Origin of the sequence: Novacetimonas cocois (assembly GCF_003311635.1) — a bacterium.
Taxonomy (GTDB): Bacteria; Pseudomonadota; Alphaproteobacteria; order Acetobacterales; family Acetobacteraceae; genus Novacetimonas; species Novacetimonas cocois.
In genome coordinates this window covers 37,360-54,265 of sequence record NZ_QEXL01000010.1, presented here as the reverse complement: position 1 = coordinate 54,265, position 16,906 = coordinate 37,360, and the positions used below count along the sequence as shown (strand labels likewise).

The window sequence follows — 16,906 nt, the reverse complement described above, 5'->3', positions numbered from 1 at the left end:
CATGGAACGTGCCCAGCTCCGCCATTACTGAAGATTAGGCATAGTCTTCATAAAAAACCTGACAGTATTGTTATTATAGTTCATCGCGAAGGTGAAAGTATTCCGACAGATAGAACGGACAACTCCCGGCATACAGCCACACGACACGGCATGAGGCACAGCACATCAACAGGCCATCATTTTGCCATACTCTGTTCTCATACTTATCCGGTTAATAAAATCCTTGCAAGAACAACTCCCCTTCCCTGAAGACTCAGGGAATCCTGTCAGGGTATTTTCTTGAAGCAGGATTTTTACGAAAATATTTTCAGAATATTTTTTGGATACTATAAATATAAACGAAATATATATTTTTGGTATATAGGAATACATCCCGGATACAATTAGAAAATCTCCATATCATCCCGCATGAATATTTACGCATGCCGGTCTGGTGCCAACGCACCGGGAACATCCGGGAAGAAGTTTTTGGTGAAGCTTTTTACAAAAAGCTTCAAAAAACGTCGCCTTCCTGAACGAAAGGCCACCCCCAAAACGCCTGTCGTTTTTATCAACAGGCCACCCGCAGGCAATCTTTTGAAACATTTTTGGGACCATCCGGTCGAAATTCCACGACCCCGGACCGGGCGGTTCCGGCCTGTCCCGACATGCGCCGGAACTGTTGCCGGCCTGATGCGATATCGCCATGACAGGGAAATCCTGACATACGAACGCCAGGGAATCGGGAGACTCGCCCATGATGCGGACCCGCAGAAGACAGTCCTTGCCTCTTGCGCTTATTCTCCTGCCCATGGGCATGGCGCTGTCCCTTGCCGGGTGCGGCAGCGACGATACGCATGACCGGACGGTCATCGTGGTGCCGCAGGGATCGAAAGTCGTCTGCGCCGATGGCAGCGCCCCGCCCTGCCCGACGGAGTGACACCACCCGCAGCCCCTGACGTGCCGGATATCATGATGCCATTCAGGTTTTTTGTGGATATCACGTCATGCAACATGTTCGCGTGCACTCTTCGGTCCGCCGTCCGGTCACGGGCTGGCCGGCCGTAACCGTCCTCGTGCTGTCGTGCCTGTCGCTTGCGGGCGGGATGGCCCCGGCATGGGCGCAGAAACACCCCAACGACCCCAGCGTGGACCGCCCGGGCGACGATTCCCCCTCGGCCCTGCAACGGCTCCAGCCCTATTCGCGCAAGACGGAGCCACTGCCCGCCAAACCGACCCATCCGCTGCCGCGCCTGCCCGCGACCGAAAGCGCGCCCCGCGCGACACCGCCCGCCACGACAGGCGCATCCCCGTCCCGACCGGAAAGCCAGCCCCCGCCACCCGAAGCCCCCTGAAAGGGAGCACATAACCGGCCGATAAAGTCATAAGAAGTTTTTGGGTGCCGCCTTTTCCCTAAAAAGGCAGCGTCCTTGTGAAGCTTTTTGCAAAAAGCTTCACCAAAAACTTTCCTGGGATTTACAAGGCGTTGCGCGGGCGCGGGGTGAGGTGAATTCCCGCCAGCATGCAGCGCACCGAACCGCCCGCCAGTTCGATCGTCGGAACCTCCAGCGCCAGGACATGGGCAAACCGTTCGATCACCGCCTGCTGCGACGGGGTCAGGGACGCCCATGCCCGACGCGAAAGCGCCAGCACGGGCCCGTCCCGTCCCGCCAGTTCAATGGCGTTGCCCGCGAATTGAGCCACCTGTTCATGCGACAGGTCCACCAGTTCACGTCCGTTATCGCACAGGCGCTGCGCGATTTCCGCCCGGCGCGTGGGATCGGTAATGGACGACAGGCTTACCATCGCGAAACCGGTGCCGATGCACATCAGGACATTGGTGTGATAGATGCGGCGGCCGGCCGCATCCGCCGCGTCGAACACGATGGGTTCGAAATTGAAGTGGGTACAGAACCGCTCCAGCGCGACTTCGTTGGTGCGGTTGGATTTCGCGGCATAGGCCACGCGTTCGATATGGTCGAGGACCATAGCCCCCGTGCCCTCAAGGAAGACATTGTCCTGTTCCAGCCCGGAATAATCGATCACGTCCTGCACCCGATACCGGTGCTTGAGCATCTCTATGATGTCGCTGCGCCGTTCGCGGCGGCGGCTGGGCGAAAACATCGGGTACAGCGCGACATGCCCGCCCGCATGGGTTGAAAACCAGTTGTTGGGAAAGACGGAATCCGGCGTCTGGCGGCCTTCGTCCTCGAACATGTGCACGCTGACGCCCGCATCCTGCAGGCGCTGCGCGACCTGCGTGACCTCGGCATGGGCCTGAGCCGCGATACGTTCGGCCGTGCGGGTGGCGTCGCGGGACTGGAACGCGTTGTCGGATTCGGTTTCGGGGTTGGGGTGGAAATGATGCGGACGGATCATCACCACGCCCCGGGGGGCCTGCACGGACATTGTTTTCATATGGAATTCCCTGCCTCTGGTTCATGAAGGTCAAGCAGCCCGAACAGGTCGCGCGGATCGCGCGGCGCTGTCAGAAGGTCGATGTCGGCACAGAAATCCGTTCCTGCCACGCCGTCGCGGACATAACGCAGGGCGGAAAAATCCTCGGTCGCGAATCCCACGGAATCAAAGATGGTGATGTCGTGGTCCGATACGCGCCCCGGTTCGTGCCCGGCCAGGACCCGCCATATTTCCGTGACGGGAAAATCATCGGGCATCTGCTGGATCTCCCCCTCCACGCGTGTCTGTTCCGGCAGTTCCACAAACACCCGGCCCCGCGACAGGATCCCGGGCTGCAGCTCCGTCTTGCCGGGGCAGTCACCGCCCACCGCGTTGATGTGGACGCCGGGGCCGACCATGTTGTCCGACAGGACCGTCGCCTGCTGCTTGTCCGCCGTGATCGTGGTGATGATGTCCGCCCCCATCACGGCGCCGGTGCTGGTGGGCATCAGTGTGACCTCCATCCCCGCACGGGCCATGTTGCGCATGAACTTGCGCGCCGCGGCCGGGTCGGTGTCATGGACCTGGAGGCGGCGCACATCCGTCAGCGCCCGGAACGCCATCGCCTGGAATTCCGACTGCGCGCCCAGCCCGATCATCGCCATGACCCGCGACCCGCGCCGCGCAAGGCTGCGCGCCACCAGCGCCGATGTCGCCGCCGTGCGCAGCGCCGTCAGCAGCGTCATTTCCGACAGCAGCAGCGGATAGCCCGTCGCGACATCCGACAGGACGCCAAACGCCGTGACCGTCTGCAGCCCGGCGGCGGTATTGCACGGGTGGCCGTTGACATACTTGAACGCATACAGCGCGCCGTCGCTGGTGGGCATCAGTTCGATCACGCCACTGGCGGAATGGCTGGCAAGGCGGGGTATCTTCTCGAATTGGGGCCAGCGGCGGAAATCGTCCTCGATATACCCGGCCAGCCCGCGCAGGAATGCCTCCAGCCCGACATGCCTGACCAGCCGGGCAAGATTGGTCGTGCCGACATACTGGACCATGCTTCACCCACCCCATCATCGCCATTCCATGCAATCGTGCCCTGTCAGGATGTCAGGGGGAATATCAACATTATCATGATCCGGGCCAAATTCCTTTCATATTGCGCATCGCTGCCTTACAGATCGCCGCATGTACACGCCCGATGCCCCTGACCGGAAACTGATCGCCCTGCTGCGCGCGGACGGGCGCGCGCCCATCGCGCAGCTTGCCCTCGCGCTGGGGATTTCACGCGCGACGGTGCAGACGCGCCTTGACCGGCTGCTCGACAGCGGGACGATCCTTGGCTTCACCATCCGCGCGCGGCGCGAACATGACGAAATCCGCGCCGTCATGCTGATCGAGGTGGCGGGTAAATCCACCACCGAAATCATCCGCCAGCTGCGCGGCATGCCCGAACTCCATACCCTGCACACGACGAACGGGGCGTGGGACCTGATCGCGGAAATCCGGGCCGACAACCTGCGCGATTTCGACCGCGTCCTGCGCGAGGTTCGCACGATCGACGGGGTCCTAAACTCCGAAACCAGCATCATGCTGAGTTCCGTCTGACGGGCCGTTCCTCTTCATCCCGCCCGCGCATGGTGTGGCTTTCATGTCACGATTTCGCAATGAATCGGGAGGATCCTCTCATCGTACTATTGATATAGTATAACATTACACATAGGGTGCGTCGCAGAAGCCATTCCGCATGATCCCTAACGCAGGCCTTACAATGAACGTTTCCGGTTGCGCCCTGTCATTTTCCACGCTGCCACTGTCCTGCCTGCTGGCGGGAACGGTATGCCTGCCGGTCGTGCTGTCGGGCGTGGCCCGTGCCGCCGACGTCACGCCCCAGGGTGCCCGTACCTCCTTCGACAGCGCACAGCCCGCCGACAACGCGCAGCCCACAGACGACGCACAGCACTCCACGCACCCGAAACAGACCGTCACCAGCTTTTCCGACAGCAAGGGCGAACATATTAACGTCAATGCGCGGCTGGACCGCATGCGTTCGGCCCTGCAGCCGGCGACGGGGGCCACCACCTACCGCTTTTCGCGCAGGGATATCGAAACCATCCCCGGTGGCGACAACGCCCCGATGAACGCCGTCCTGCTGCAGGCGCCGGGCGTGGCGCAGGACAGTTACGGGCAGATCCACATCCGCGGCGACCATAACGAGGTTCAGTTCCGCCTCGATGGCGTGCAGCTGCCCGAGGGGCTGAGCGTCTTCGGGCAGACGCTGATGACGCGCTTTGCCCATTCCATGTCGCTGACGACCGGCGCGCTGCCCAGCGAATACGGCTTCCAGCAGGCGGGCGTCATCGACATCACGACCAAGGACGGCAGCGCCGATCCGGGGGGCGAGGTCTCGATCTATGGCGGGGCGCGGGATTACTTCTTTCCCTCGCTGCAATATGGCGGAAGTCATGGGAAGTGGGATTACTTCGTCACCGCCGATTTCGTGCATGACCGCGTGGGCATCGAAAACACCACCCCAAAGTTCAATGCCCTGCATGACCTGAGCAACCAGTACCATTTCCTTGGCCACCTGCGGTACACGGTTGACGACACCACGCGCATCAGCTTTACCGCCGGGGTTTCCAACGCCTATTACCAGCTTCCGAACAATCCCGGACAGCAGAGGCAGTTTGCGAACCCCGACTTCCTCAACAGCCAGCTTGCGCAGCAGGTCTATGGCACGGGCGACAGCGCCAGCCTGAATGAACGGCAGAAGGAAATCACCGATTTCGCGATCCTGTCGCTGCAGAAGGAAATCGGGAATTTTAGCCTGCAGTCATCGGTTTTCTCGCGTTACAGCTCGCTTGGCTATTCACCCGACCCGCTTGGGGACCTTGTCTATAACGGCATCGCGCAGAACGCGCAGCGATCGGTGATGTCCACCGGATCGCAAAGTGACGTGACATGGCACGCGGCCCCCCACCATACGGTGCGTTTCGGGTACCAGGCCTATGTCGAACGCACGGTGTCGCAGACGGATTCCACCGTCTATCCCCAGACCGGGACCGACAGCGACGGAAACGCGATCTTCAGCGGCGCGACCGAAACCATTCACGACGGCAATGGCCGGACCGGGTGGATGTACGGCCTGTATGCGCAGGACGAGTGGCAGCCGGTGCGCAACCTTACGATCAATTACGGCCTGCGTTTTGACGGCGTGGACGAATACACCCATTCCAAGCAGGTCAGCCCGCGCATCAACGTCGTGTGGCAGCCCTGGCATGGCGGCACGCTGCATGCGGGATATTCACGGTACTTCACCCCGCCGCCATTCGAACTGGTGGGGGGCACGTCGCTGGACAAATTCGCCAATACCTCGGCCGCACCCGGCACGTTGCAGGACACCACCGTCAAGGCGGAGCGCGACCATTATTTCGACGCGGGCATTTCACAGATGCTGCTGCCGGGATGGCACGCGTCCTTTGACGCGTATCTGAAGCTTGCGCGCAACATGATCGACGAAGGGCAGTTCGGTTCCCCCATCATCCTGTCGGCCTTCAATTACCGCAAGGGCAAGGCCCATGGTTACGAATTCGCCACCGATTATACCCATGGTCCCTTTTCCGTTTACGGCAATTTCGCATGGTCCCGCGCGATGGGGGAGGACATTACCAGCGCGCAGTGGAATTTCGATCCCGCCGACCTGTCCTATATCCGCAACCACTGGATCCACCTTGACCATGACCAGCGGTGGACCGCCTCCGCCGGGGGAAGCTATACCGCGTTTTACCAGACCGGGCACCCGACGCGCCTGTCCGCCACCATGGTGTATGGCAGCGGCCTGCGTGCCGATGGCGCCATCCCCAACGGGGCAAAGGTTCCGCAATACGTGACGTTCAACCTGTCGCTGGTGCAGTCGTTCCAGGACCTTTTCCATGTCAGCTTCCTGAAACGCACGCAGCTGCGGCTGGATGTCATCAACCTGTTCGACCGGCGCTATGAACTGCGCGATGGCAGCGGGATTGGCGTCGGTGCACCGCAATACGGGCTGCGCCGCACCATCCTGACGGGCCTGTCACAGCGGTTCTGACGACCCCGCGCGCCCTTGGGCAAATCGTAAAGAAGTTTTTGGTGAAGCTTTTTTCAAAAAGCTTTAAAGAACGCCGCCTTTTTGAAAAAAGGCGGCACCCAAAAACTTTCAATCAATAATGCCTGTCAGGACCAGTTTTACTGGGCGGTATATCCGCCGTCGATCACCAGTTCGCTGCCGGTCATGAACTTGGATTCGTCAGAGGCAAGGAACAGGATGCCATAGGCGATGTCATCCGGTTCCCCCAGATGACCCAGCGGATGCAGCGCGATCAGCCTCTGGCGCGCCGCCTCCTGATCGGGGGTATCATGGGTCAGCCCCTGGACCATCGGCGTCCAGATATAGCCGGGATGCACGGAATTGACCCGGATGTTATAGCCGGATTTCGCGCAGTGCAGGGCGGCGGATTTCGTGAACAGGCGCACGCCGCCCTTGCTGGCGTTATAGGCGGCAAGGGTGGGATCGCCCACCAGCCCCTCGATGGAGGACAGGTTGACGATCGAACCCGACCTGTGCGGTTTCATCGCCTCCACCGCGTATTTCGTGCCAAGAAACACACCGTCAAGGTTGATCGACTGCACCCGCCGCCATGTCGCAAGGTCCGTGCTTTCCACCGTGCCCGACCACGCGATGCCCGCGTTGTTGACCGCGATGTCCAGACGCCCGAAACGCGCGAGGATGGCCGCCATCGCCTTTTTCCAGTCCTCCTCGTCCGCCACGTTCAGTTCGACGAACATGGCCTCCCCTCCGGCGGCCTCAATTTCCGCGACGGCGGCGTGGCCTTCCGCCGTCTTGAGGTCGCCGATGACGACCTTCGCCCCTTCTTTCGCCAGAAGCCCCGCCGTCGCCCTGCCGATACCCAGCGCCGCGCCAGTTACCAGCGCGACTTTTCCCGATACGCGCATCATCGTGTCCTCCTGCTGATGTGGGACAATCCTATACCGTCCGGCGGGAATGGGGGACCATAACCTGCATCAACGTCCGTTGAACGCGACGTCCCGGCTGACGGCGTTCCCCCGCGCCGGTGGCCTGATGCCGACACGGGCGGCCCATGACGCAAACGTGGGGGAATATTGCGGGCTTTTTCGCCGGGCGGTCATGCTCCTGTATTGACATTGATAATTATTCTCATATCCTTGGCACGTTCATCGGGACCTGCCGCGCCGATGGCGCGCGGGCATGTTCCACCATTATCACATGTTCGTATCTTCATTGATGATTTCACGACTTTTCCGCGCACCATCGCCGGATGCGCCGGGGGACATGACCGGCCGCGGATGTTCCCCATCCCCCATTCCTGCTGACAGAGGTTGAAAAACATGCAGTTCGCAAAAGGTCTTATGGCCGCCGGCCTTGTAACGGGCCTTGCCGCGACGGTTTCACAGGCACAGGCCCGTGAATACCCGATCGGCGGGCCGGTACAGGCCCATGACATGGAAATCGCCGCAAGCTACCTTATCGGGGTGGACATGGCGCCCATGCCCGCCGACATGCCGATGGGCAATGACACGATCCATCTTGAAACCGATGTCCACGCCACGGCGGACAATGTCTGGGGGTATCCGGATGGGGCATGGATCCCCTATCTGACAATCGACTATACCCTGACGAAGGAGGGATCTTCCTTTAGCAGCAGCGGCACGATGCGCGCGATGACGGCCAAGGACGGCCCGCATTACGCCAACAACGTGCGCATGGCCGGCCCCGGCAGATATACGGTGGAACTCCGCTACTCCTCGCCGGAACATAACGGCTTCCTGCATCACGTGGATCAGGAAACCGGCACGCCGGGCTTCTGGGAGCCGTTTACCGAAAAGTTCACCTTCTCCTATCCGCAGAAATAGGATCGTGCGGAACGGGCCGGGACATGGGCGACCATGCCCGGCCCCTGCGCATCAGGAAAAGAAGTTTTTGGTGAAGCTTTTTTCAAAAAGCTTATAAGAACGCCGCCTTTCTGAAAAAAGGCGGCACCCCAAAACTTCCGTCATCATCCATGAACCGTTTTCAGGCCGTCCCCTGCGGCATGCGTCCCGCGGGCCTGCGTTCCGCCAGCCGGGTGGCGACGACCATCACCGCCAGCGTCACGACCCACGCGATCAGCTGGATGCCCATGGGACGGTCGGAATACCCGAACAGCGCCTTGGCCGCGCGGCCGATCATGCTGCCATCGGACAGCAGCCACGACGTATCCCACATTTCATACCCGCATGCCGGAATGAGGTCATCCCCCGCCAGCAGCGCCGCCGCCTGGCTGGCCATTCCCGCGGCAAGGAAGGCGATCAGCATGGCGGTCACGCCGAACAGGCGATGCAGCGGAATGATGATCAGGCCGCGATACAGCAGCCACGACACCCCGCCCCCCGCGACAATGCCCAGCAGCCCGCCCGTCAGCATCGCCAGCGGGCCGGAATGGGTGGAAACGGCAATGCCGTACAGGAACAGCACGACCTCCATCCCTTCACGCAGGACGGCGACCGCGACAACCACCGCCATCGCGCTCAGGGAACGTTCGCCCGATGCGACCTCCGCCCCCAGCGCGCGCATGTCGCCCGCCATTTCGCGGCCGTGGCGCGTCATCCATATGGTATGCCAGCCCAGCATCACGACCGCGAGGCACAGGATGGACGCCGAAAAGACATCCTGCCCGTTGCCCGACAGCGCCTGCGACAGGCGACCGGCGAACAGTGCGACAATCCCCGCGCCAAGGGCGCCCGCCGCGATGCCCCCGGCGACCCAGCGGCCGCGGCGGGGAATGCCCTGTGTCGCGGCCAGCACGATCCCCACGATCAGCCCGGCCTCCAGCACCTCGCGAAAAACGATGAGCAGACTTCCCAGCATTGCCTATGGTCCCTGCGTGGCGGTTACGGTCCCGGTCGCCTGATCCGGGTGATAATCGTCGAAGAATTTGTAGGTCTCCGGATGCAGCGGTCCCGCATGCACCGTAATCGTGCCGCCGGGGACGACGATCTTTTCAAACTTCAGGTCATAGCTTTCGAATTCGTCGGTCGTGTCGTCCTGATTGGTCAGGGAAATCAGGAAACGCTGCCCGGCGGGCACGTCAATGTGATCGGGGACGAAATGATGGTCCTTGACGATCAGATGGACAGGTTCCTGCGCCCGTGCCGGCGCAACAGGCCAGCCGGGGACCCAGCCGGGGACAAGGGCGGCAAGGCCGACACATGACAGGAGGGTCGTCGCGTGGCGCATGGCAGTCGTGAACTCCGCTATTGGCGCGATACTATGCGACTTATTCTCATTGTCAACCGGATGTGCTACAGCCCCCTCACGGCAAGTGAGGTTCCTATGATTTCCCATCCCCTGGCGTTCATGCGGCTGCCCTATGACCTGCTCGTGGCGCTCGACAGCCGCATGTTCCATTTCTGGATGCAGCCCGTCCATTATCTTGTCCGCCTGGTACACATTCTTGCGATGGCGGTCTTTTTCGGCATGGACGTGCTGTTTGACCTGTCCCTCATGCGTCGTGATTACCGGGCGGAACGCGCCATCGTCGCGCGCCTGACATTCTGGTGGATGCACTGGCTGTTCGCCGTCACCATGGTTTCTGGCGTGCTGCTGTTCTTCTACGACCCGGTGCATATCGGCAGCCGTGGCTACCTGTCGCCAAAGCTGCTGCTGATGACGCTTGCGCTGATCAATGCCGCGATCTGCCACAACCGCCTGTATATCCCCGCCCTGCGCGGACAGGCCGTCAGCCTGGTGCGCGCACGCACGGGGGCGGGCATTTCGCTGGCGCTGTGGACCGGGGTCATCATCATGTCGTGCCTCAATAGCGAAGGCGTGCCCAAGGTTTTCCTGCGCGGGTGACGCCCCGGCGGCCCCGCCGCCGACACGGCATCCCTGCAAGGGAAACCCGGTTTCCATTCCGGCATCCAGGATATGGTGCAATCCGTGGCCCCGTCCTGTAAGAGACAGCGTGAAAACAACCCTTTGATAAACAAAAGTAAAAGTTTTCGGGTGTCACCTTTTTTCAGGAAGGTGACGTTCCCTGAAGCTTTTTGGAAAAAGCTTCACCAAAAACTTTTATGATTTCAGGGTATTATCGGGCCTGCCTTTTCAAGCCGCCTTTGATCCGGCCTGTCACTTCACGTTTCCTTTGAACGGAGCCTTTCATGACCAAGCAGGATGCTCCCCTTCATCCCCTCATGCGCCAGCCGGGCGCGGACAATGCCCGCGTGATGAACGAGGAGCTGTTTTTTGACCTGGTCTATGTCTTCCTTGTCACCCAGATCAGTCATGGCCTGCTGCACCATCTGACGCCGGCAGGCGGGATGCAGACCCTCATCCTGTGGTTCGCGGCGTGGCTGGGATGGCAATATACGGGCTGGGTCACGAACTGGTTCGACCCGCGCGTGCCGGCCCTGCGCGGGGTCCTGTTCCTGACCATGGCGCTGGCCCTTGTCTGCGGCGCGGCGGCGCCAGAGGCATTCGGCGCGCGCGGACTGGCCTTTGCGCTGTGTTACGCCGGCATGCAGGTCGGGCGTTCCGCGTTTATCGTATGCAGCCTTCCGGCGTCCCACCCGCTTGCCCCCAATTACCGCCGCATTCTGGGCTGGGGCATCGTGGCCGCCTGTTTCTGGATTGCGGGCGGTCTGGCCTCGCCACAGGCGCGCGTGCCGCTGTGGGCCGTGGGCGTGGCATGCGAATATGTCTCGCCCATGTTCGGGTTCTGGCTGCCGGGGCTGGGGCGTTCGCACACATCGGACTGGACCATTTCAGGCAGCCACATCGTCGAACGCTGTCAGCTTTTCGTGATCGTGGCGCTGGGTGAAACGATCATGGCCTCCGGCCTTTCCCTTGCGCAGAGCGAACACTGGTCATGGATCGAACTGGGCGGTTTCGCGGCCAGCTTCCTGTGCACCATCGCCATGTGGTGGCTTTATTTCGAAACCTCCAGCGAGGAAGCCGAACACGCCATCGCCAGTTCCCCTGACCCGGGACGGATGGGCGCGTATTTCCATTACCTGCATGTCGTCCTGATCGGCGGGATCATCGTCACCGCGGTTGCCATGGACCTGCTGCTGGAAAACCCGCTTGAGGAAGCTCGGGGCGCGCCCGCGTTGGTCATGACGCTTGGCCCGGTGCTGTACCTTCTGGCCAGCACCGCCTATCGATGGGTTGCGACGCGCCGCCTGATGTTGGGCCAGATGGCGGGCGCCGGCGTGCTGATTGTGGCGGGATTCGCCGGACAGGACCTTCCCATGTGGGGTCTGGCATTCTGCGAAACGACGCTTTTCCTGACCATCAGCATCCTGTGTTCCGGAAAAATCCCCCGCAACAGGGCATGCATCTGAACGCCTGCATGACAGTCCCCGGCCCGGACGGTGGCGAAACAGGCATCGCCCCGTCGGGCCGGGGCGGCATCCGCGCCCACTGACTGTCACGCGGGCCCTGCCCCCGCACCCGCCTGCTGATCCTGCCGGCATGAAAGGCGCGATCCATCGCCATTGCGCCCCGGGCAACCCGCGACGTCTGCCCCCATCCCGCGCTTCATGTTTCTGTGCGATATTTCAGTTATTTATCCGTCCCCGGGCCGGAAATTCCGGATGTCGCAATCGCATCCGGCCCCCATTGCCCTGCCCCCCATTGGCATGGCCGGTAAATATTTCTTCCGAACACAATCCAGTCACAAATGACATGCGGCGGGTTGTCATAACGGGAAATGCCCTGTAAATGCGAATCACTCTCATTATGAATGAGACAGGCATCCACCGGAGAATCAGCAAAGTGATAACGATATCCAGCCCGACGGCACGGCCTTCCGAATCACGCGCCCATATCGTTTCACGCTCCTCCGCCACTGCGCGTCGCAGGCGCCCCCCCTCGGTCCTTGTGCTGGGTGGCACGATCGTCGTCCTACTGGGTCATGGCATTTTCACTACTGCCCGCGCGCAGGACATTCCCCCCACCGAAATCCAGAAGGAACGCCACGAACTGGGCAATTCCGGTCCCGCCGTCAATGAAACCGACATCGCGACGGTGGAACAGTCGCAGGCCCCGGCCGAACCCAGCGATGGCGGCACGCTGGATACCAGCGGCAACCTGCTGGGCAACATGGGTGGATTGCGGCCGTGGCTGTACAAACATGGCATCACCTTCAACCTTCAGGATGTGGAGGAGCTGTGGGGCAACACGACCGGCGGCGCGCCCAGCGGCAATGATATCGGCAGCGGATCGGGCACCGGCCCGGCCTATGACGCGGTGACCGCGCCGACCCTGACGGTGGACCTTGAAAAGCTGTTCGGGCTGAAGGGCGGGCTGTTCAATGTCAGTGCGCTGCAGACGCGCGGCCGTTCGATTTCGCAGGACCATCTTTACAACTACAACCCGATCAGCGGGTTCGAGGCCGACCGCTCCACCCGCCTGTTCGAGCTGTGGTACCAGCAGTCCTTCCTGAACGGGAAACTTGACGTGAAAATCGGGCAGCAGGACCTCGATACCGAATTCCTCATCAGCGATTACGGATCGCTTTACCTCAATTCCAACTTCGGCTGGCCGATGGCGCCTTCGGTCAACCTGTATGGCGGCGGGCCGTCGTGGCCGCTGGCCTCCCCCGCGATCCGGCTGCGTTACCGGCCGACCGATACCTTTACCGTCATGTTCGCCGCCGCGGACGACAATCCGCCGGGCAACCAGTACAATTCCTTTGGCATTCAGGATGGCGGCAACGGGGCCGACCCCACGAACCAGACCACCAATGACGGCAGCGGCACCCGGTTCAACATGGGCACCGGCGCGCTGCTGATGACCGAACTGCAATACGCGCTCAACCCGCAGCCGGATGACATGGCGCACGCCACGAAAAATCCCGGCCTGCCGGGGATCTACAAACTCGGCGGCTTTTACGATACGGCGAAATTCCCCGATTACCGCTATAACCGGCAGGGCGGCTCCCTTGGTGCACAGGGGGGCTATCCCCGGTGGGACCGGGGGAACTGGATGGTCTATGGCATCATCGACCAGATGCTGTGGCGACCGTCGCTGACCTCGCCGCAGTCGGTAGGGATTTTCGTGCGCGCCACCGGCAACAGCGGCGACCGCAACCTCATCAGCTTCGCCGCCGATGCGGGCATCAACCTCAAGGCCCCGTTCAGGGGACGCGACAACGACACGGTGGGCGTGGGCTGGGGCATCGGCCGGTCCAGTTCGGGCTGGCGGCAGTATAACCGCGCGGCCGGGTCGATGGTGCCGGGCAACGAAAACCATCTGGAGGTCACCTATCAGGCGCAGGTGACGCCCTGGCTGGTGCTGCAGCCCGATTTCCAGTACGTCTGGCACCCGCAGGGGGGCACCCCCGACCCGCGTTACGCCAGCGGCCTGAAGCGCGTGGGCAATGAGACGATTTTCGGAATCCATACGAACATCAACTTCTGACGCCCGCCCGAACGAAGGCTGCGGCAGACACGACACGCAGGCCGCCTGCGGTTTTCCCCCGCCTTATGGCCCAAAAACAACACATCCCCCATGCTGCCGCGTCCCGTCATGAACGACGCCCCGCGCCACAGGGATGATGTTTTCCAATATCCCCTGATACCATCAATATTTTTCCATTTCCCTGTCACCCCATATTTCCCGCGTGTCGCGACATGACAGGCGCGGACGCATGCTGTCCGGCATCGTGACGGGAGCGCATGTTTTCATTGTCATTCTGTAATTTTCAGGAATACGGGATGGATTTCGCAAATACGCAACACCCCTTTTTGCCGCCGTCCTGACGGGTTGGGAAATACAAAACATCCATTGGCCGCAGCCCGTGTCGTAAAAACACGCCGGAACCCGCAGGAAAGGGAACATTCAACCCTGGAAACAGTCATGAACACCTCGATAAATACCAAATAAAAACAAAGTATATATGTAATGACATGGTGTCATAATAATGTAACCTGAGTGTCATCAAAATATAACGAGACACCATGAAACCCGAAACATAGGGTGCGCAGCGTCATCACCGATCGAAACAACCGGGGCCTCTTCACGAGGGATCACGCTGCATGAAAAAGAGCAAATTTCTTCTTCTGACAACATGCATGAGTTCCGTGCTCATCCATGCCGCACACGGCGCGAATATGACGTCCGCCCCGGCCCCCGCGCGGCATGCGAAGCAGGGAACGGCCACCCCGGCCGCGACCGCCACCACGCGCCCTGTTACGATGAAAACGGCAGACCGGAAAACGGCGGACCGGGCGGATTCGGTGCGCGCGACCCAGCCGGAATCGATCATCGTGCTGGGCGCGGGCGCCGCGCGTGAAACGCAGACGCTGTCGCATACCGACATCCAGCAGACCACGCCAGGCACAAGCCCGCTCAAGGCGCTGTCGAAACTGCCGGGGGTGATGTTCACGTCATCGGACCCGCTGGGATCGTATGAATGGTCGCAGCAGATCATCATCCGTGGTTTCGACCAGAGCCGCCTTGGCTTCACCATGGATGGCGTCCCGCTGGGCAACCTTGCCTATGGCAATGACAACGGGCTTTCGATCGGGCGTGCGCTGCAGACAGAAAATAACGGTCCCGCGACGCTGGCGCAGGGGGCCGGGGCGGTCGGCGTCGCCGCGTCGAACGACCTTGGCGGCGCGCTGGAGTTCACGTCCATCGACCCGACGAAACAGTTCGGTGTCGATGTCGCGGGCACCGTCGGGTCATATGGCACGTGGCGCACCTTTGCCCGGGTCAATACCGGCACGATGAAGGGCGGCGGCCGGCTGTACCTTTCCTATGACTATCAGGACGCAAACAAGTGGAAGGGCGACGGCATCCAGCAGCAGCAGCAGGCCAATGCCAAGTTCATCCAGCCGCTGGGCCGGCATGTCAAACTGACGCTGTTTGGCGATTACAGCCAGCGCGCGGAAAACGATTACCAGGACCTGTCGCTGCACCTGATCAATACCAAAGGGTACAACGTCGATAACGTGACCGGCAATTACGGGCTGGCGCAGCAGATCGCCACGGCGTACCAGAACGGCACGGCCATGCCCGCGGGCATCGAAAACCAGGACCAGTCCTATTACAATTCCGCCGGGCTGCGTCAGGATATCCTTGGCTATGGCAAGCTGGATTTCAACATCACCAGCCGACTGAAGGGCGCCTTTACCTTCTATGGCCACACCAACACGGGCGAAGGCGTATGGGTCACCCCCTATACCCCGACGCCGGCGTCGCTGGGGGGATCGCCGCTTTCGACGCGCACCACGGAATACGACATCCACCGCGAGGGCCTGATCGCCAGCCTGTCCTACAATATCGGCCATCACACGATCGAGGGCGGGTTCTGGTTTGAAAACAACGATTTCGAACAGGCCCGCCGTTACTATCCCCTCGGCATGGACAAATATACCGGCAGTTCGGTCCACTGGTTCGGCAACGATGCTTTTGAAACCCAGTGGCAGGGCAATTTCAACACCCGGACCTATCAGTTCCATATTCAGGACACATGGCAGATCACCCCGCGCCTGAAGCTCAATTACGGGTTCAAGTCGCTGGTGGTGGACAACACCGCGCAGGCCCTGCCGGGCAATTACATGGGCACGCCAACGGCCAACCCCTACGCATCCGGCTCCATCACCTCGGCCAACGGGTTCCTGCCGCAGATCGGGGCGAATTACCGCATCAACCACAATAACGAAATCTTTGCCGATTTTTCGCGCAACATGGCGGCGTTCGACAACTCCTCCACCGGTGCGACCAGCCCGTTCGCGACCACGGTCGCGGGATATGCCGCGATCCGCAACAAAATCCATCCCGAAATGTCGTATAGCGAGGAAATCGGCTACCGCTTCCACAACAAGCGCATACAGGCCTCCCTGACCGGCTATTACGTGGAGTTCGAGGACCGGCTGCTGTCGATCACGCAGGGCGTGGGCATCCAGGGCAATCCCTCCGTCCTGACCAACGTGGGGGGTGTGACCGCGCGCGGCATCGATGCTGCGTTCAATTACCGCTTTGCCGACAACTGGTCGGTCTATGCGTCCTATTCGTTCAACGACTCACGCTATGACGACAACCTGACCACCGGCGGCGTGACCTACAGCACGAAGGGCAAGCAGGTGGTGGCGATGCCCAGCAACCTTGCCAACGTGCAGGTCAGCTATGACGACGGCACCATCTGGGGCAATTTCCAGATGCAGTACCAGGGACGCCGCACCTATACCTATACCAATGACCAGTGGGTAAAGCCGAACGACATCTTCAACCTCAACCTCGGCTACCGTTTCCACAGCCACAACTGGGCGCTGCATGGGCTGGATGCGCAGATCAACGTGACCAACCTGTTTGACAAGCGATATGTCGCGACGGTCGGCAGCAACGGGTTCGAGGTTTCAGATCCCAAGGGCACGTTCCAGACCCTGCAGGCCGGCGCGCCGCGCATGGTGTTCTTTACCCTGCGCAAGCATTTCTGACATTGTCGGTCACAGCAGACAGCCACGG

Annotated in this window: 14 protein-coding genes; 9 read left to right on the top strand and 5 right to left on the bottom strand. The window is 61.1% G+C overall.

Features of this window, described 5'->3' with window-relative positions; translation table 11 throughout:
* Nucleotides 1-763 precede the first annotated feature (763 nt).
* Complete coding sequence (locus NJLHNGOC_RS15925; RefSeq protein WP_165837893.1) at nt 764-919, top strand: hypothetical protein; 156 nt, start codon at nt 764-766, stop codon at nt 917-919.
* 67 nt (nt 920-986) lie between these two features.
* The gene (locus tag NJLHNGOC_RS08665) at nt 987-1,334 is read left to right on the top strand and encodes a hypothetical protein (protein ID WP_113596038.1); all 348 of its coding nucleotides are present in this window, start codon (nt 987-989) and stop codon (nt 1,332-1,334) included.
* A 121-nt stretch (nt 1,335-1,455) separates the two neighbouring features.
* Here the strand turns inward: NJLHNGOC_RS08665 and ctlX are convergent, their stop codons facing one another.
* Together ctlX and NJLHNGOC_RS08655 are read right to left on the bottom strand one after the other, a co-directional pair.
* On the bottom strand, nt 1,456-2,397 hold the full coding sequence (gene ctlX / locus NJLHNGOC_RS08660; protein ID WP_113596037.1) for a citrulline utilization hydrolase CtlX: 942 nt from the start codon (nt 2,395-2,397) through the stop codon (nt 1,456-1,458).
* Complete coding sequence (locus tag NJLHNGOC_RS08655) at nt 2,394-3,434, bottom strand: ornithine cyclodeaminase (protein ID WP_113596036.1); 1,041 nt, start codon at nt 3,432-3,434, stop codon at nt 2,394-2,396. Before NJLHNGOC_RS08655 ends, ctlX begins: the two co-directional genes overlap by 4 nt.
* Nucleotides 3,435-3,564: 130 nt before the next feature.
* Here NJLHNGOC_RS08655 and NJLHNGOC_RS08650 point away from each other — a divergent pair, with 130 nt between their 5' ends.
* Nucleotides 3,565-3,984 carry an Lrp/AsnC family transcriptional regulator gene (locus NJLHNGOC_RS08650; RefSeq protein ID WP_113596035.1) on the top strand — a complete coding sequence of 140 codons (420 nt, stop codon included), beginning with the start codon at nt 3,565-3,567 and terminating at the stop codon, nt 3,982-3,984.
* Between the two features lie 163 nt (nt 3,985-4,147).
* Nucleotides 4,148-6,463 (top strand): TonB-dependent receptor, encoded by a 2,316-nt coding sequence (locus NJLHNGOC_RS08645; RefSeq protein ID WP_113596034.1) that lies wholly within the window; start codon nt 4,148-4,150, stop codon nt 6,461-6,463.
* 137 nt (nt 6,464-6,600) lie between these two features.
* Here NJLHNGOC_RS08645 and NJLHNGOC_RS08640 read toward each other — a convergent pair whose 3' ends face one another.
* Nucleotides 6,601-7,371 carry a glucose 1-dehydrogenase gene (locus NJLHNGOC_RS08640; RefSeq protein ID WP_113596033.1) on the bottom strand — a complete coding sequence of 257 codons (771 nt, stop codon included), beginning with the start codon at nt 7,369-7,371 and terminating at the stop codon, nt 6,601-6,603.
* A gap of 432 nt (nt 7,372-7,803) precedes the next feature.
* Here NJLHNGOC_RS08640 and NJLHNGOC_RS08635 point away from each other — a divergent pair, with 432 nt between their 5' ends.
* A complete protein-coding gene (locus NJLHNGOC_RS08635; RefSeq protein ID WP_408890756.1) occupies nt 7,804-8,307 on the top strand; it encodes an iron transporter in 504 nt (167 codons plus the stop codon).
* 160 nt (nt 8,308-8,467) lie between these two features.
* On the opposite strand, the gene NJLHNGOC_RS08630 is transcribed toward NJLHNGOC_RS08635, so the two are convergent.
* Nucleotides 8,468-9,301 (bottom strand): FTR1 family iron permease, encoded by an 834-nt coding sequence (locus NJLHNGOC_RS08630; protein WP_113596032.1) that lies wholly within the window; start codon nt 9,299-9,301, stop codon nt 8,468-8,470.
* A gap of 3 nt (nt 9,302-9,304) precedes the next feature.
* Complete coding sequence (locus tag NJLHNGOC_RS08625) at nt 9,305-9,670, bottom strand: cupredoxin domain-containing protein (protein WP_113596031.1); 366 nt, start codon at nt 9,668-9,670, stop codon at nt 9,305-9,307.
* A gap of 96 nt (nt 9,671-9,766) precedes the next feature.
* Here NJLHNGOC_RS08625 and NJLHNGOC_RS08620 point away from each other — a divergent pair, with 96 nt between their 5' ends.
* The 4 genes from NJLHNGOC_RS08620 to NJLHNGOC_RS08605 all read left to right on the top strand — a co-directional run bounded on the left by NJLHNGOC_RS08620 (nt 9,767) and on the right by NJLHNGOC_RS08605 (nt 16,878).
* Nucleotides 9,767-10,288, top strand: coding sequence for a hypothetical protein (locus NJLHNGOC_RS08620; protein ID WP_113596030.1), 522 nt, complete (start codon nt 9,767-9,769; stop codon nt 10,286-10,288).
* 305 nt (nt 10,289-10,593) lie between these two features.
* Nucleotides 10,594-11,775 carry a low temperature requirement protein A gene (locus NJLHNGOC_RS08615; RefSeq protein WP_113596029.1) on the top strand — a complete coding sequence of 394 codons (1,182 nt, stop codon included), beginning with the start codon at nt 10,594-10,596 and terminating at the stop codon, nt 11,773-11,775.
* 577 nt (nt 11,776-12,352) lie between these two features.
* Complete coding sequence (locus NJLHNGOC_RS08610; protein ID WP_408890754.1) at nt 12,353-13,855, top strand: carbohydrate porin; 1,503 nt, start codon at nt 12,353-12,355, stop codon at nt 13,853-13,855.
* A gap of 692 nt (nt 13,856-14,547) precedes the next feature.
* Nucleotides 14,548-16,878, top strand: a complete 2,331-nt coding sequence (locus NJLHNGOC_RS08605) for a TonB-dependent receptor (protein ID WP_408890728.1) — start codon at nt 14,548-14,550, stop codon at nt 16,876-16,878.
* Nucleotides 16,879-16,906 lie beyond the last annotated feature (28 nt).

Coding starts and splice junctions, on each gene's coding strand:
- NJLHNGOC_RS08620 (WP_113596030.1), top strand. CDS start 9,767: ATGATTTCCCATCCCCTGGCGTTCATGCGGCTGCCCTATGACCTGCTC.
- NJLHNGOC_RS08655 (WP_113596036.1), bottom strand. CDS start 3,434: ATGGTCCAGTATGTCGGCACGACCAATCTTGCCCGGCTGGTCAGGCAT.
- ctlX (WP_113596037.1), bottom strand. CDS start 2,397: ATGAAAACAATGTCCGTGCAGGCCCCCCGGGGCGTGGTGATGATCCGT.
- NJLHNGOC_RS08640 (WP_113596033.1), bottom strand. CDS start 7,371: ATGATGCGCGTATCGGGAAAAGTCGCGCTGGTAACTGGCGCGGCGCTG.
- NJLHNGOC_RS08615 (WP_113596029.1), top strand. CDS start 10,594: ATGACCAAGCAGGATGCTCCCCTTCATCCCCTCATGCGCCAGCCGGGC.
- NJLHNGOC_RS08665 (WP_113596038.1), top strand. CDS start 987: ATGCAACATGTTCGCGTGCACTCTTCGGTCCGCCGTCCGGTCACGGGC.
- NJLHNGOC_RS08630 (WP_113596032.1), bottom strand. CDS start 9,301: ATGCTGGGAAGTCTGCTCATCGTTTTTCGCGAGGTGCTGGAGGCCGGG.
- NJLHNGOC_RS08635 (WP_408890756.1), top strand. CDS start 7,804: ATGGCCGCCGGCCTTGTAACGGGCCTTGCCGCGACGGTTTCACAGGCA.
- NJLHNGOC_RS08605 (WP_408890728.1), top strand. CDS start 14,548: ATGACGTCCGCCCCGGCCCCCGCGCGGCATGCGAAGCAGGGAACGGCC.
- NJLHNGOC_RS08650 (WP_113596035.1), top strand. CDS start 3,565: ATGTACACGCCCGATGCCCCTGACCGGAAACTGATCGCCCTGCTGCGC.
- NJLHNGOC_RS08625 (WP_113596031.1), bottom strand. CDS start 9,670: ATGCGCCACGCGACGACCCTCCTGTCATGTGTCGGCCTTGCCGCCCTT.
- NJLHNGOC_RS08645 (WP_113596034.1), top strand. CDS start 4,148: ATGAACGTTTCCGGTTGCGCCCTGTCATTTTCCACGCTGCCACTGTCC.